Annotated in this window: 15 protein-coding genes and 1 tRNA gene; 7 read left to right on the top strand and 9 right to left on the bottom strand. The window is 36.6% G+C overall.

The window, feature by feature from the left end; translation table 11 throughout:
* The first annotated feature begins 36 nt into the window (after positions 1–36).
* Together EZY12_18410 and EZY12_18405 are read left to right on the top strand one after the other, a co-directional pair.
* Positions 37–348, top strand: a complete 312-nt coding sequence (locus tag EZY12_18410; GenBank protein ID QSX66740.1) for a DUF1778 domain-containing protein — start codon at positions 37–39, stop codon at positions 346–348.
* Positions 349–876, top strand: a complete 528-nt coding sequence (locus EZY12_18405) for a GNAT family N-acetyltransferase (GenBank protein ID QSX66739.1) — start codon at positions 349–351, stop codon at positions 874–876.
* 10 nt (positions 877–886) lie between these two features.
* Here the strand turns inward: EZY12_18405 and purU are convergent, their stop codons facing one another.
* From purU to EZY12_18370, 7 genes are all read right to left on the bottom strand, one after another.
* Positions 887–1741: a formyltetrahydrofolate deformylase gene (purU, locus tag EZY12_18400; GenBank protein QSX66738.1), complete on the bottom strand. Its 855-nt coding sequence runs from the start codon at positions 1739–1741 to the stop codon at positions 887–889.
* A gap of 99 nt (positions 1742–1840) precedes the next feature.
* A complete protein-coding gene (locus tag EZY12_18395) occupies positions 1841–2449 on the bottom strand; it encodes a DUF4340 domain-containing protein (GenBank protein QSX66737.1) in 609 nt (202 codons plus the stop codon).
* Positions 2450–2564: 115 nt separating this feature from the next.
* Complete coding sequence (gene pabB / locus EZY12_18390; protein QSX66736.1) at positions 2565–4304, bottom strand: aminodeoxychorismate synthase component I; 1740 nt, start codon at positions 4302–4304, stop codon at positions 2565–2567.
* Positions 4301–6181, bottom strand: coding sequence for a Gldg family protein (locus EZY12_18385; GenBank protein QSX66735.1), 1881 nt, complete (start codon positions 6179–6181; stop codon positions 4301–4303). The genes pabB and EZY12_18385 overlap by 4 nt, the downstream gene beginning before the upstream one ends.
* Before the next feature lie 67 nt (positions 6182–6248).
* On the bottom strand, positions 6249–7061 hold the full coding sequence (locus EZY12_18380; protein QSX66734.1) for an ABC transporter permease subunit: 813 nt from the start codon (positions 7059–7061) through the stop codon (positions 6249–6251).
* Complete coding sequence (locus EZY12_18375) at positions 7062–8057, bottom strand: ABC transporter ATP-binding protein (GenBank protein QSX66733.1); 996 nt, start codon at positions 8055–8057, stop codon at positions 7062–7064. It abuts the gene before it with no gap.
* A 748-nt stretch (positions 8058–8805) separates the two neighbouring features.
* Entirely contained in the window at positions 8806–10050 is a 1245-nt protein-coding gene (locus EZY12_18370; protein QSX66732.1) for a VCBS repeat-containing protein, read from the bottom strand.
* Positions 10051–10452: 402 nt separating this feature from the next.
* On the opposite strand from EZY12_18370, the gene EZY12_18365 reads away from it, so the two are divergent.
* The 5 genes from EZY12_18365 (at position 10453) to EZY12_18345 (ending at position 13502) form a co-directional block, all read left to right on the top strand.
* The gene (locus EZY12_18365) at positions 10453–11763 is read left to right on the top strand and encodes an aminopeptidase P N-terminal domain-containing protein (protein QSX66731.1); all 1311 of its coding nucleotides are present in this window, start codon (positions 10453–10455) and stop codon (positions 11761–11763) included.
* Positions 11764–11807: 44 nt separating this feature from the next.
* Positions 11808–12098, top strand: a complete 291-nt coding sequence (locus EZY12_18360; protein QSX66730.1) for a nucleotidyltransferase family protein — start codon at positions 11808–11810, stop codon at positions 12096–12098.
* Complete coding sequence (locus EZY12_18355) at positions 12088–12444, top strand: DUF86 domain-containing protein (protein QSX66729.1); 357 nt, start codon at positions 12088–12090, stop codon at positions 12442–12444. The genes EZY12_18360 and EZY12_18355 overlap by 11 nt, the downstream gene beginning before the upstream one ends.
* Positions 12445–12469: 25 nt before the next feature.
* A complete protein-coding gene (locus tag EZY12_18350) occupies positions 12470–12682 on the top strand; it encodes a hypothetical protein (protein QSX66728.1) in 213 nt (70 codons plus the stop codon).
* A gap of 301 nt (positions 12683–12983) precedes the next feature.
* Entirely contained in the window at positions 12984–13502 is a 519-nt protein-coding gene (locus tag EZY12_18345) for a transposase (GenBank protein QSX66727.1), read from the top strand.
* Between the two features lie 637 nt (positions 13503–14139).
* Here EZY12_18345 and EZY12_18340 read toward each other — a convergent pair.
* A tRNA-Pro gene (locus EZY12_18340) sits at positions 14140–14213 on the bottom strand.
* Positions 14214–14377: 164 nt separating this feature from the next.
* On the bottom strand, positions 14378–14905 hold the full coding sequence (locus tag EZY12_18335) for a GNAT family N-acetyltransferase (GenBank protein QSX66726.1): 528 nt from the start codon (positions 14903–14905) through the stop codon (positions 14378–14380).
* Positions 14906–15110: the final 205 nt, after the last annotated feature.

Below are 15110 nucleotides of genomic sequence, written 5' to 3'. Positions count from 1 at the left end.
AAATTTACACATCACATTTATTGTGTAGAAACTATCATGACTCATACATTGGCTAAAAGCAGCCGAGAAAAATCCTTGCGTTCTAAATCAGAAAGATTAGAAGCCCGTATCAGTCAAGAAAACAAGGAATTGTTCCAACGTGCGGCTGATATTCAGGGACGGACACTCACAGATTTTGTAGTTAGCAGTCTTGTCGGTGCTGCAAACCAGATTATTCAGGAAAATGAAATCATGGTTTTAAGCAGAAAAGACCAAGAAGTTTTTGTAGAAGCACTACTTAATCCACCAGCACCAAGTGAAAAGTTACGGGTTGCGGCTCAACGCTATAAAAAGAATATGGGTGTATAAGTGCAATTAACAGATAGTTTTGATGCTTTTGATCATTATTTAATAGAGCCGCTAGGAAAAAAGCATAACCGAGCGGCTTTTTGTTGTGGTGTTGATCAATTAGATGATTATTTCCAAAAACAAGCTGGGCAAGATGCACGTAAACGCATAGCTGCCCCATTCGTTTTAGTAGAAAAAAGTTCTGGTTTCATCGCTGGTTATTACACACTATCATCAACAAGTATTAAATTAGGAGAATTACCTGGAGAAATAACCAAAAAACTGCCAAAATATCCTCAACTGCCTGCAACTCTTTTAGGTAGATTAGCTATTGATCAAAATCATCGTCAAAAAGGTTTGGGTGAAATGTTGTTAATGGATGCCCTATATCGAAGTTTGCAAAACGAAATTGCTACACTGGCTGTAGTTGTTGAAGCTAAGAATGATCAAGCCCGATCTTTTTATGAGCATTATCAATTTACTTGCTTTCCTGATTATTCTCATCGGCTTTTTTTGATGATGGAAACAATAGCTAAATTAATGGACTGATTAAATAATTTTACTCAAAAACTACTGTCCTATTTCCATAAACTAAAACACGATTTCGTAAATGCAATCTTACCGCTCTTGCTAACACAATTCTTTCTAAATCTTTCCCTTTTCTGATTAAATCATCTACCTCATCTCGATGACTTACCCGCACCACATCCTGTTCAATAATTGGTCCTGCATCTAAGTCAGCAGTAGCATAATGGGCTGTTGCACCAATAATTTTTACACCTCTTTCAAAGGCGCGATGATAGGGATTAGCACCTATAAACGCTGGTAAAAATGAATGATGAATATTAATGATTTGTGGGAATTTTTCAATAAAATCGGCACTAACTATTTGCATATATTTTGCCAAGACTACTAAATCAATTTTGTATTGATGCAGTAATTCTAGTTGTTTAATTTCCTGTTCTTGCTTATTTTCTTTATTTATGGGTAGGTAATGGTAATCAATGCCAAATTGTGCCGCTACTGGTTGTAAATCAGGGTGATTACTCATAATTAAAGGAATTTCTGCATGAAATTCTTTAGCGCGATATCTCCAAATTAAATCAAATAAACAATGATCTTGACGACTTACCCAAATAGCAATCCGGGGAAGAGTATCAGAAAAGTGTAATTCCCATTTTGCATTTAAAGGTTGAGCGATCGCATTAAAAGCGGTAGCAATTACATCTTTTGGTAAATTAAATCCTTTTAATTGCCATTCTATGCGAGTCAGAAATAATCTAGCTTCAAAGTCTGTATGTTGATCTGCATGGGTAATATTACCACCATTAGCATAGATGAAATTTGCAAATTTCGCTACTAAGCCCCGTTGATCTGGACAAGAAATTAATAAAGTTGCTGTTTGTTTTGTCATTGACAATAAGAAATACTAATTTTTGCTATTTTATCTGATCTCATTCCCAGTCTCTGGTTCCCATAGAGATTATGGGAACCAGAAGAAACATCCTTTACATTACCTATTTGTAGGAGTTAGTTTCGGAAGACCAGGTAATGGCTGTATATCCATTTTTTCTGGTGTTTGCTTCCATTCAGATAGGTCTCGATTAACTGCGTTCACAAAATCCTTAGAAACTAATAACAGGTTCATATTTTTGTTACCATCAGCTTGAGCATATAAAAATTGATTATTAAAATCACCTTTACCTAAAATCAATTGATGGCTTTGTTGATTTTTCAGTTTAACATCAATAGTGGCTACAGGTTTATCTAAACCAAATTCTGATAATTCAGTGGGTGTAACTGATACTGTTCTTTCAGTTTTTCCCTCAACTAACAAATCCATTAAATAAGCAACAATTGCATCATTTGCTAGTGCTGATATGGGAGATTTGATTTCCCATTGGGGTTTTTCAGATGTATTTCTTTTTTCTATTTGTAATGTGGTATCCTTAATTTTAATCGTTAAAGATTGAACATCAGCAGCCGTAAAAGAGAAAATTTTCTGTTTTTGGGTTTTTATTGCTGTTTGCTGAGTTTTATTTTTAATTTCATGAAAGTAAACAAAACCACCTAAGCCCAGGGCTAAAAGTATTAAAATTAAAGTCGTTTTTGGTAATTTCATATTGAATATTAATTAATAAATTATCTAATTAAGTAGATAGACCCAAATAAATATTATACTTATTGTGGGGTGGGCATCCTGCCTGCCCATATTGTATTTAATTGTGCTTACCTACTTAGTCAGAAATTAAAACTGCTTCTCGCCATTTTTGCACTGAGTTAATTATATAGATGCGATCGCTAGACTTTAACATTTCCACCGTAATAATCTCTTCTTTGATTTTACCTTGCTCAAGTAAATCAGCGCGAAAAGTCCCTGCTAACAAACCACATTTTACCGGAGGTGTCAATAATTCCCCATGTAAATCTACCACAATATTACCAATACAGGTTTCTGTGATTTCATTTCTTTCATTCCACAATAAAACATCATCACAATCAGGAAAAGCAGCTTTTGCTATTTCATAAACTTGGCGATTAGTCGTTTTATGATACAAAAATATATTAGTAGAGTCAACAGGTGTGCAACACATACCTAGTTTGACAAATTTCTCATTATTCACAGGAGATAAAGACATAGTTTGATATGTCATCTCACCATGAGAATCTAACAACAACCGCACTTTATAAGCTTGATTTGCAAATGATTTTGTTAATTTATCAAGTTGAGTTTTCAAGCTATTTATATTAATATTAAAATTAAAGTAAATTGCTGAAGTTTGCAACCGTTGTAAATGATAATCTAAAACAAAATAACCATCATTAGGTTGCCATAATATTGTTTCTAAAAGTGAAAAATCTGGTTGATTTAGGGTGAGAACTTGGGCTTTAATCTGACATTCTTGATATTCGTCACTACTCACAGAATCCCAAACAATTCCTCCCCCCACTCCATACTCTGCTTGATTATTTTTTTTATCAATTAACACAGTCCGAATCGCAACATTAAATTGAGCTTGACGTTGGGGACTAATAAAACCAATACATCCAGTATAAATGCGGCGCGGTGTATTTTCTAACTTCTGGATAATTTGCATAGTCCGGGCTTTAGGTGCGCCGGTAATAGAAGCACAGGGAAATAATGCCCCCATAATGTCACTTATAGAAGCTGTCGTTTTAGCTGTGACAGTAGATGTCATTTGCCAAACTGTAGGATATTTTTCAACATTAAATAAACTAGGAACTTTGACAGTATTAATATTAGCTATTCGTCCCATATCATTACGAATCATATCCACAATCATCACATTTTCGGCTCTATTTTTTTCGGAAAAATGTAGTTGATTAGCAATATCATGATCTGCTACTAATGTTAAACCTCTGGCTGCTGTCCCCTTCATGGGAAGAGAGGTTAAACAATTATCATCAAGACGAAAAAATAGTTCAGGGGAAGCAGAACAAATAGCAAAGTTATCAATATCAACATAAGCCCCATAATCTGCTTTTTGCGCTTGGACTAATTTGAGAAAAAATTCCCAATAATCACCACTAAAGGGCGTATTTAGGCGTAATGTGTAATTGACTTGATAAGTTTCCCCCAAGGCAATATATTCTTTAATTTTAGTAATGGCTTGATGATATTCTGCTTCACTAACTGAAGGTGTCCAATTGAGTTGATATTCTGTAGGTAAAGCTGGTTTTGGTAAATCAATAATTTCTGGTTTCTGATATAGTCCAAACCAAAGTAAGGGAAATTCACTAGGATAATGAGTTTCTAATACGGAATCAAAAGCCGATGAGGCTTCATAACTAATAAAACCTGCTGCATACATTTGATGCTTGGCAATTAAATCATTTACAAGTTGCAATTTGGGAACAACTTGCTCAATACTATCAGCCCTAATAATTTCATCGGGATTTTGAAAACAAAGCCAATGCTTTAATTTAGCATCATGAATTACTAATTGATTTTTCATCGGCGTTTCCACCAAATCAGAAACCCTGTGATTAAACCAATTAAAGGTAATACGAACACGGCAGCTATTGTTAACAAGTTAGCTTGGGGAATTGATATGATAATACGGCGATTTTTTGGTTCTTTCGGACGAATTGAGAGAAGTTGTTGATCTTGTTGACTTAACCAACTAACTGAGTTGAGAAATACATCTCCATTTAATTGTTGTTCAAATAAACCATCAACGGCAAAATTTGAGTTTCCAAATACTACTAATCTTGATTCTTTAGTAGTTGTTAGTGAAGTTGTAGGAATTGCAGTTGGTGAAGTTGTAGGAATTGCAGTTGGTGAAGTTGTGGGAATTGCAGTTGGTGAAGTTGTGGGAATTGCAGTTGGTGAAGTTGTAGGAATTGCAGTTGGTGAAGTTTTAGGAATTGCAGTTGGTGAAGTTTTAGGAATTGCGGTTGGTGAAGTTTTAGGAATTGCGGTTAGTGAAGTTTTAGGAATTGCAGTTGGTGAAGTTTTAGGAATTGCAGTTGGTGAAGTTTTAGGAATTGCAGTTGGTGAAGTTGTGGGAATTACAGTTGGTGAAGTTTTAGGAATTACAGTTGGTGAAGTTGTGGGAATTACAGTTGGTGAATTTGTAGGAATTGATGACTTTCTAGTTAATGCTACCCCTAAAGTTAAAGGACCCTTTAAATCTTGACCTTCATTAAACTCTAATTTTTCACTTTTTTGATCACTTTCTGCCCAACTGCTGGGATAGGGTTTAGTTTTCAATAAAGCCATAGACTCAATACCAGACACAGGATCAATTTCCAGAGGACGAGTTAAAGGATATACAGAAATATTTTTGCCAAAATCTTTAGTAATAGGATGTTGTCCATATTCCGTTACTAAAATAGCAGCAGGGCCAAGTTGCAAACTTTGTCCAGAAGTATCAACGGCCAAGCGATTATCTAAACGCACACCCCAATCTTTTAAAATAGTGTCTATTTTGGGGTTGGTATTAGGATCAATCATTAACAACAAGTTACCACCACGATTAAGATAATTTTGTAAAGCTGTAACTTCCCCTGCCAATAATTCTTTTTGTGGTCCAGCGATAACTATAACAGTAGCATCATCAGGGACTTGCGGCTGTTCTGCTAAATTTAAAGCTGATGTAGTAAAGTTTTTATCAGTTAATCCTTTAATTGCTTGAGAAATTGCCCCTTTATTAGCTGAGAGTGGGTGTTCACCATGGCCTTGAAGAAAGTAAATTTTAGCAGTTATAGAACTGGTAATTTGTTGTAAGCGGGTAGTTAATTTTATTTCTGATAGTCGTTCATTTTCATTGATTGTCTGGACTAATTGCCGTTTGTTTTGAAATTCTAGATAAACTTCGCCATAATCTTTAACTCCAAATTTTTCGGCTTTTTCTGGTTTTAATTGAGGATCAATATACTCAAATTTAAACTGTTGACTTTGACGATGATAGTTATCTAATAATTCCCGATCTTGGGTATTTTGTTCTTTAGTAAATAACCAAACTTTCATTGTTTCTGGTAAATTACTCACTAATTCCCTTGATTGAGGAGATAAGGTAAATAGCTGAGTATCTGTTAAGTCTAGACGCAGATGGTAGCGAATACCTAAAAAGTTAATTAATCCTAAGATTACTAATACCGATAAAGTAGCGACAAAAGCATTAGTACCGGACTGGGTAGAACGTTTTTGCCACCATTTACTTTGTTGACTTTGTACTATTACCCAAAAGGTACAAATTGCCAAACCTATTATTGTTAATAATAAAGGGATTATTCCCCATTTTTCTGATATCAAACCAATGGTTAAGCCAGCAGCTAAAAAGAATGGTCCTAGCCAAAATACAAGTTTCCAAAGTTTATTTTTATTCATTAGGTAACAGGGAACAGGGAATCGGTAACAGGAAATAGAACCCTATAAGGGCGGGGAAACCCCGCCCCTACTGACGTTGGAAGCGGAGTGCGTCAATGGATTGGGCTGTAAGAAAAATACCTAAGATAATGTAACTGGCAAATAAAATTAAGCCGCTAGTATCAAAAATTCCTTGGATCAAGGTGTTGTAATGTTTAAGAAGGGATAGGTGACTTATGGCTTCACCCATTGGACCAGGAATAACTTTAGCGATTAAATCAATGAATAACAGCAAAATGACGAGGGCAAAGGTAAGGACAGCCGCTAAAATTGTACTGTCTGTCAATGAGGAAATAAACATTCCTAAAGATAAAATTGCTGCTGCTAGTAAGAGTAATCCTAAATGACCAAGTAAGGGAATTATGGGTGACACAGGAGGATTAGAACTAGATAAAGCGATCGCTTCTAATGCCATTAAAGGTAAAAACATTGTCAAGAAAAATGTTAAAACTCCTAATAATTTACCTACGGCTACAGCCCAATTAGTAATTGGTGATGTGGCTAATAGTTCTAAAGTTCCGCGTTTTCGTTCTTCGGCATAAAGTCCCATTGATAGAATAGGCAATATAAATAACATTAACCAGCCCATTCTATCTAAAAATGCCCGCACAAATTCATAAGGAACATCTATTGCTGGGGATGGAACTCCAAATTGTTGTCCTTGTAAATCATAGCTAGAAACTGTTACTAAAATTCCTTCTGGACCTAACAAAATCATCACGAAAAATAACCCAGCTAAAAACCAAAATGTACTAGCTATTCCATAGGCTAATGGTGAAACAAAATAACTCTGTAGTTCTCGACGATAAATGGCAATAATATTAGCAATGACTATACCCATTTAGACAATTTCTCCTTCTTCAATTTCTGAAGTTATTTCCATTGGTAAATTCTTTTCTGCTGTAGTTAATTCTAAGAAAACATCTTCTAGTGTGGCATTTATTCGCCGCATTTCATATAAATCAAATTCAGCCCTAATTAAAGCCGCTGTAATTTCCTTTCCTGGATCTATTCCTGGCTGTAATATTACCCGGAGGCAAGTATGATTTTCTGATAATTGCTGATGGTTAGGCATTAATTCTACTGAACTCACACCGGATATATTTTGCAGCATTTGTTTAGCTAAAGCGTCTTCACCACCGATTTCTAATTCATATCCTGCCCCACCTGTTAATTGTGTCATCAAATTCTCTGGGGTATTAGTTGCAACTATTTGCCCACGATTAATAATGGCAACTCTGCTACAAGTCATGCTCACTTCTGGGAGAATATGAGTAGACAAAATAATGGTGTGTGTTCCTGCTAAACTTTTGATTAAGTTCCGTACTTCGATAATTTGTCGAGGATCAAGACCAACTGTAGGTTCATCAAGAATGATAGCTGGGGGATCATGAACGATCGCCTGGGCAATTCCCACTCTTTGCCGGTAGCCTTTAGAAAGTTTACGAATAATAACTCGGCGTTTATCTTCTAAGTTGCAGCGGTTGATAGCTGCTGTTACCTTTGCCCCGCGATCTCCTGAAGAAACCCCCTTAATCCGGGCGACAAAGTGTAAAAATCCTTCTACAGTCATCTCTGGATATAACGGTGGTGTTTCCGGTAAATAACCAATCTGCTGCCGCACCAACAGAGAATGATCATGGACATCATAACCCGCAATCTTCGCTGTTCCACTAGTTGCAGGTAAATAACCGGCTAAAATTCGCATGGTTGTAGTTTTACCAGCCCCATTAGGCCCCAAAAACCCCAAAATTTCCCCTGGTTCAACGCTAAAGGTAACATCAGTAATTGCTGTTGTCGAACCATAAATTTTACTCAGATGCTCAACTTCAATCATTTGTCCAATCACCAATCATGAGAATACCCAAACAATCTTAGCTAAAGAATCGGGAATTAGCTTCGCCGTGAGCTTACTTCCACCCTTTGGCATTTGCGAAATTGTATTATCCGCAGATAATTTAACAATATATTGTATTATTTACCTTGAGTATCTAACCGTGTCTTTGATACAGCACTTCCTTTGTGTTATGAGGTACAAGAACCCCACCCCCAACCCCCTCCCCGCAAGCGATGAGGGGGCTAAGATGTACCTCATAAGAGCAGAAACCGCTGTATATGTAAGAAAAATTACAAATAATTCAACTGTGTAATTAAAGTTAACTAACATTTTGCTCATTCAAGAGAATAGTTGAGAATTTTCTGGTCATACTAGTTGTATAGTTTGTAAAATAGTTAACTTATCTGATTATATGAAATAATTAAAGGTAGTAATAATTCAGAATCTAGGAAAATTTTTACGTAAATTACTCAAATATATAAGATTTTAAGGAAAAGGTATGGAAGGGAATGAGAGAGAAGAAGAAAGAAGGAAGAAGGAAGAAGAAAGAGAAAGCCGTATATAGGGTTGATTGAAAATCTATAACTTACATTCCTTACCCTAAATGTCAAACATCAATAAAAAAGCGATCGCTTTCCGATAAATCATGGATAGCGATCGCTTAATCTAAATTTAGAAAATCTTGATAAATTGATAATAGACCAATTACCAATTACCAATTACCAATTACCAATTACCCATTATCAAATCAACCTGTATACCATTCTGGAGTCAGCTTATCTGCATCAGCAACAGGAGTCTCTGTAGCTAAAGTTCCATTCATAGTCCAGATTTTATCAGCGGATGTTTGTTGATCACGCCAGTAAATATCAGTCTTACCATCACCATTGAAATCACCTAAAGATGCTGTCAAACCAGGAGTATTGCTAGGTAAGAAGGCTTCAGAACTCACTGCTGTACCATCCATCAACCAAGCAGTATTTGCACCTGTAGCCGCGTTGTGCCAGAAGATGTCTGTTTTACCGTCGCCATTGAAATCGCCAATTCTCGCGCTCCAATCTGTACCCAATGTGCTGACAACACCCTCAGTTACAAAAACGCCATTCATTGTCCAAATCTTATTCTCACCTGTTTGTGAGTTGCGCCACAGAACGTCAGTTTTGAAGTCGCCGTTGAAATCACCAAGAGTAGAAGTCCAGGAAGCATCTTGCGCTTGAAGATCATACTTAGTGGCTTGACTACCATCCATAAACCAAGCGGTATTTTCGCCTGTGGTGCTATTGCGCCAGAAAATATCACTCTTACCATTACCATCAAAATCAACAATGGTTGCAGTCAATCCTGGTGCTGTAGTTTCTAGAACATTTGCACTAACTACTGTGGTTCCATCCATTTGCCAAATAGCATTTTCACCAGTAGTTGCATTATTCCAGAAAATATCAGTTTTGCGATCGCCATTGAAATCGCCAATATTAGCTGTAAAACCGGGATCAACTCGATCTAAAGGCAAATAATTAGCAACTTTTGTGCCATCCATTAACACAATTAAATTTTCGCCTGTTGCCTTATTGCGTAATAAGAAGTCAGTCTTATTATCGCCATTAAAATCAGCAGTTTTATAATCCCAGGTATTTAAGTCATATTTACCTAGAGAAGCCTGTTCTAAAACTTGTGTTCCGTTCATCAAGCGAACTAAAATTTCACCAGTTTGAGCATTCACCCACAGTTTATCTGTTTTACCATCGCCATTAAAATCAGGAACAATGGCTGCACTGGTTAAATAAGGATTAGGATTGGGGTTGGCACTGCCAACTGGTAATACAGGTAATGGATTTGTTGGTACTAATGGATCTGCCAATGTAGAAACAGAAGAACTGTTACTCATCGGAATATCACTAAATATCGTCAATCCTTCTGATTTTTGGAGAGATACTAATCCAGAATTTTTTAGGTCGCTTGAATATAATCCTGACTGACTTGTTTCTTGAAACATGATGTGTTTTTATGTTTAATTAACATCCATTTTTAAATTGATTTTTATAAAGATTCTGTAAACAACAAACATTTGCTTAATTATTTTTATTCAATGTCATTATTTATAGACATTTCAAGAATGTTCATCAACACTAACTTTTAAAATTAAAAGTAATATCTGAGCAATCAAAAAACATTTTATTTTCTGTTGACAACTGTCATTATTTAAAGATGAAATCCTGATTTGTTGACAATCTCATTTAGATAAAAGTCCTTACCCAGATCCCCGACTTCTTGAAGAAGTCGGGGATCTTAATCTTAAAAATTGGCTAGAATAACTAAAATTAGCAATTTTTCTGAGAACATTCTCCGTAGTCTATAATTGTTAAAGCTAAAAAACAATACTATCAATAAATCAGCTATGCAAACAGAATATCGGCAACGTCGTGAGCAGTTAATGGCGAAAATAGGCGGCGGTACAGCGATTTTCAGAAGTGCGCCAACAGCAGTAATGCACAACGATGTCGAGTATGTTTATCGTCAAGATAGTGATTTCTTTTACTTGACTGGCTTTAATGAAACTCAAGCAGTAGTAGTATTAGCACCCCATCACGCAGAACATCGGTTTATATTATTTGTCCAACCCAAAGATCAGGAAAAGGAAGTTTGGAGTGGTTATCGGTGTGGAATAGAGAAAGCAAAAGAATTTTATGGTGCAGATATTGCTTACCCCATTGCGGAGTTAGATGAGAAGTTACCCCAATATTTAGAAAAAGCCGATTGTATTTATTATCATTTAGGACGCGATCGCAATTTTAACGATAAAATTCTTGAACACTATCAAAGTTTACTGCGGACTTATCCCAAACGCGGAACAGGCCCCACATCTATTGCTGACCCTTGTATAGTCCTCAGCACCATGCGGTTACATAAAAGCAAAACAGAATTAGATTTAATGCGCCAAGCGGTAGAAATTGCCGTAGAAGCTCATAATCATGCTTTGAAAACTGCCGCACCAGGACGTTATGAATATGAAATTCAAGCCGAAATAGAACATATTTTCCGTCTTCGGGGAGGAATGGGGCCAGCTTATCCTTCTATTGTCGCATCTGGTAAGAATGCTTGCGTACTGCATTACATCGAAAATAACTGTCAAATGCAAGAAAATGACCTGTTATTGATTGATGCTGGTTGTGCTTATGGTTATTACAACTCTGATATTACTCGGACATTTCCCGTCAGCGGTAAATTTACAACGGAACAAAAGATATTATATGAACTTGTTTTAGAAGCACAAAAACAAGCCATAGCAGAAGTAAAACCAGGTAATTCCTTCCATGCACCTCATAATAAAGCCGTGCGGATATTAACAGAAGGATTAGTAGAACTGGGTTTACTCAAAGGAGAAATTGACAAATTAATAGAAGAGGAAAAATATAAGCCCTTTTATATGCACCGCACCAGTCATTGGTTAGGTTTAGATGTCCATGATGTGGGAGTTTATCAACATGGAGAAAATCCCCAAACTTTACAACCAGGACAAGTTCTCACCATAGAACCCGGACTTTATATAGTACCCGACACCAAACCAGCCGAAGATCAACCGGAAATTGACCCCCGCTGGATAGGGATTGGGATTCGCATTGAAGATGATGTCTTAGTAACTCCAGATGGAAATGAAGTGTTAACTGCCGGAGTTCCCAAGGAAATAAAGGATTTAGAAAAATACTAGGAGACTTCCAAATAAAACGGAGAAATAAGGATAAATACTAAATTATGAACCGTGAAGAAGTGTTACAAATTCTCAGAACACATCAACAAGAATTAAAAGACTTAGGAGTAAGATCCCTTGAATTATTTGGTTCTGTTGCTCGTAATGAAGCTCGTCCTGATAGTGATGTGGATTGTTTGGCTGAGTTTTCACGTCCTTTTGGATTAATTCAGTTTTCCAAGGTACAAAGATATTTAGAAGAAATTCTTGATTGTTCTGTTGATTTAGGGACAAAAAATATGCTGAAAGAAAACATCCGAGATTGCATTTTAGCAGAGGTAATCTATGTCTTCTAGGAGTTGGCAATTAAGAGTGCAAGATATTCTGGAACGCATTGACGCAATTTCTGAATTGGTGATAAAAGTTTCTTTTGAAGATGTTCAAAATAATATATCCCTGACTAAAGCAATTCTGTTTGACTTACTTGTAATTGGCGAAGCATCAGCAAATATTGATGAACTAATTCGTCAGAAATATCCTGAAATTTCTTGGCGAGATATTATAAGTATGCGAAATCTAGTAATTCATGAATACTTTCGCGTTAGTTTAGAAATTCTTTGGGATACGGTAAAAAATGATTTGCCAACCTTAAAACAACAATTACAAAATTTACTTGAAAAAGAATCTCAATCATCAGAATAAATAACCACAAAAAAGGAGTTTATCCATGAGTATTATCGGCGCTATAGTCGGTGGTATTGCTAGATTAGCTGGGACTATCGCTCCCACATTAATGGCATTAAATAAAACCCGTATCATTACTACTCAAACACAATCTTTAGCACTTGCTCAAAAACGAGATCATGACACTCAACAATTGGCAATTAAACGGATGGAATTTGATGCCCCGATATTTATAATTACCACGCGATTACCTTAATATTTGTGGTAATCATTTGGTTGACCCGATATTTGTATTGATCAATAAATTGATTATTGGGGCGATCGCATTAAATCAAAACCCATGTAGAATTGATCATTAATCCGATAATTATGAGGGCAACCACAAATTATTGGGGCAACTACGGGGGGATTGCCCGTACATATTGGGGATTTATTGGGGCGATCGCATTAAATCAAAACCCATGTAGAATTGATCATTAATCCGATAATTATGAGGGCAACCACAAATTATTGGGGCAACCACGGGGGGATTGCCCCTACGTATATTATTTGTTTTTATGGCGTATAATTCTGATATTCATCGTCGTCGTTCTATTCGTCTGAAAGGATACGATTATTCTCAGGCAGGAGCGTATTTTGTGACTATTTGTATTAACCAAAGGCTATCGCTATTGGGTAAAATCGAAGATGGTATAATGCAGCTTTCACCAGCAGGAGAAATGGTACAAATTGTTTGGGATGAAATTCCTACCCATTACGAAGGAATTGATATTGATGCTTTTGTTTTGATGCCTAACCACATTCATGGCATTATTATTCTTGAAAATAACTGTTCAATGAAATTAGGAGATGTTGTTCATAGGTTAAAGTCTTTAACTACTGCTCAATATCGTCATGGTGTTTATGAAAAGGAATGGCCAACTTTTGAAAAGAGACTATGGCAACGCAATTATCATGAACACATTATTCGTAACGAAAAATCATGCGATCACTTACGAGAATATATAAGAGATAATCCAATATTGTGGGATGTTGACACCCTTCATCCCAACAACCCCGAAAATTTCCCCACGTAGGGGCAAACCCCCCGTGGTTGCCCCCATAATTTATGGTTTATCCGATACTTGGACGGGGTTTATTCGTCAAATGGCAGGTAATGGGATTATTTGTGTACCTTAAAATGCAAGAACCAGCAATTATTCAAAAAACCGATAATCTAATCAAATAGATAAAAGTCTTGACACTCCCCGGTCTAAAGACGCGGGGATTCTATAGAGAGTTTCAGTCTATATCTCTCAGTTATCCCAGCTTCAGGCATTGCCTTAAATATTTGGGTTCTTGCCCTGATCCTGTTTGCCATTACTGGCAGAATCATCTCTGACAAGCGTAACTTTCCGAGAGTCCCCCGGTAGGTTTTTAATGTCTTTGCTGACAATTTAATTGTCTCACGAATATGGATTAAAATTTGAAATAATTTCAAATTTTTAAATTAATGTCAATGCAGGATAAAGGAAAGCCTCTAGCCTTCATCCCTTGTCTAAAGCACAGATGTAGCTGACTTAGGAAGCTACATCTTCAAGGGTTTTCGGCATTTCCCTTATAAGCAAGAAGTAGAAAATGCGATATGGTGAGTACCCACTTACACAAAATAAATCATAGCCCCCACCCCGCAAGCGAGGAGGGGGTTGGGGGTGGGGTTTTATTTCACACAAATCGGGATGACAGGATTCGAACCTGCGGCATCCTGCTCCCAAAGCAGGCGCGCTACCAAGCTGCGCTACATCCCGTAAATCTATCAAAACCAAGTTTTACATCAATTAAATTGTGTCTTGTTGGTTCATCTCGACTATCATAACACAAAAAAAAATAAATGCAAACCCAATAATCCAGAAAAAATAAGATTTAGGATATTTCCCTAAATTCCCTAATCCCCAAACCCCAGTAACCTTAATTACTGAGGATACCAAAACATTCCTTTTATACCTTCAGGATCTGACATAAAGCCCATCGTTTTATAGAAATCTACAACATGAGGGTCAGCAAAAAGAGTAACATTACTGATTTCTTCACTCCTAAGTTTTTTGAGGACATATTTCATTAACGCCTTACCTAGCCCTCTACTTTGAAAATCAGGGTGAACGACTACATCCCAAATAGTGGCATTAAAAGCATGATCTGAGGTAGCACGGGCAAAACCAATCAAACGCTTTTTGTTTCCTCGAACTTGCCACATAGAGGCTACGAGAAAACTATGCTCAATAGCTTTTTTTACTTTTCTAAGGGGGCGACGTGACCAGCCAACTGCATCACAGAGTGCTTCGAGTTCATAAAGGTCAATATCTCTTTCCGTACTGAAAACGATTTGATCCTTACCGAGACTAGAATTACCATCAACTTCTGCTGTCTGCTCATTAACAGCAGCGTTTTTATTTGTCGCTAAAGAGTCAGGAGTGCTAAACCAAGTTTTCCAAAAACCCATGCCAACGCAGTTCGGGTAGTATGACTAAAATTGGTTTCCACTTTTTAAAAGTGTTGATTCACATTTAACATCACTATGATCATTGCTGACCAATCCACTAGAAATACTCTAGGTGTTTTAGCAATTTGCAATACTCACAGCTAGTTGTCAGGTGTTTCTTCCCAATCACTTTTAACTTTAGCATTTTGTTTTGACACTACTCCAT

This window comes from Dolichospermum sp. DET69 (genome assembly GCA_017355425.1).
In the GTDB taxonomy this organism is placed as follows: domain Bacteria; phylum Cyanobacteriota; class Cyanobacteriia; order Cyanobacteriales; family Nostocaceae; genus Dolichospermum.
The sequence above is the reverse complement of the archived record's forward strand: the minus strand, read 5'-3'. Positions and strand labels throughout refer to the sequence as shown.

What these genes read in the sequence shown, in the direction of transcription:
- EZY12_18360 (QSX66730.1), top strand. Translation starts at nt 11,808, where the DNA reads ATGAACCGTGAAGAAGTGTTACAAATTCTCAGAACACATCAACAAGAA.
- pabB (QSX66736.1), bottom strand. Translation starts at nt 4,304, where the DNA reads ATGAAAAATCAATTAGTAATTCATGATGCTAAATTAAAGCATTGGCTT.
- purU (QSX66738.1), bottom strand. Translation starts at nt 1,741, where the DNA reads ATGACAAAACAAACAGCAACTTTATTAATTTCTTGTCCAGATCAACGG.
- EZY12_18380 (QSX66734.1), bottom strand. Translation starts at nt 7,061, where the DNA reads ATGGGTATAGTCATTGCTAATATTATTGCCATTTATCGTCGAGAACTA.
- EZY12_18395 (QSX66737.1), bottom strand. Translation starts at nt 2,449, where the DNA reads ATGAAATTACCAAAAACGACTTTAATTTTAATACTTTTAGCCCTGGGC.
- EZY12_18385 (QSX66735.1), bottom strand. Translation starts at nt 6,181, where the DNA reads ATGAATAAAAATAAACTTTGGAAACTTGTATTTTGGCTAGGACCATTC.
- EZY12_18410 (QSX66740.1), top strand. Translation starts at nt 37, where the DNA reads ATGACTCATACATTGGCTAAAAGCAGCCGAGAAAAATCCTTGCGTTCT.
- EZY12_18355 (QSX66729.1), top strand. Translation starts at nt 12,088, where the DNA reads ATGTCTTCTAGGAGTTGGCAATTAAGAGTGCAAGATATTCTGGAACGC.
- EZY12_18375 (QSX66733.1), bottom strand. Translation starts at nt 8,057, where the DNA reads ATGATTGAAGTTGAGCATCTGAGTAAAATTTATGGTTCGACAACAGCA.
- EZY12_18350 (QSX66728.1), top strand. Translation starts at nt 12,470, where the DNA reads ATGAGTATTATCGGCGCTATAGTCGGTGGTATTGCTAGATTAGCTGGG.
- EZY12_18365 (QSX66731.1), top strand. Translation starts at nt 10,453, where the DNA reads ATGCAAACAGAATATCGGCAACGTCGTGAGCAGTTAATGGCGAAAATA.
- EZY12_18335 (QSX66726.1), bottom strand. Translation starts at nt 14,905, where the DNA reads ATGGGTTTTTGGAAAACTTGGTTTAGCACTCCTGACTCTTTAGCGACA.
- EZY12_18370 (QSX66732.1), bottom strand. Translation starts at nt 10,050, where the DNA reads ATGTTTCAAGAAACAAGTCAGTCAGGATTATATTCAAGCGACCTAAAA.
- EZY12_18345 (QSX66727.1), top strand. Translation starts at nt 12,984, where the DNA reads ATGGCGTATAATTCTGATATTCATCGTCGTCGTTCTATTCGTCTGAAA.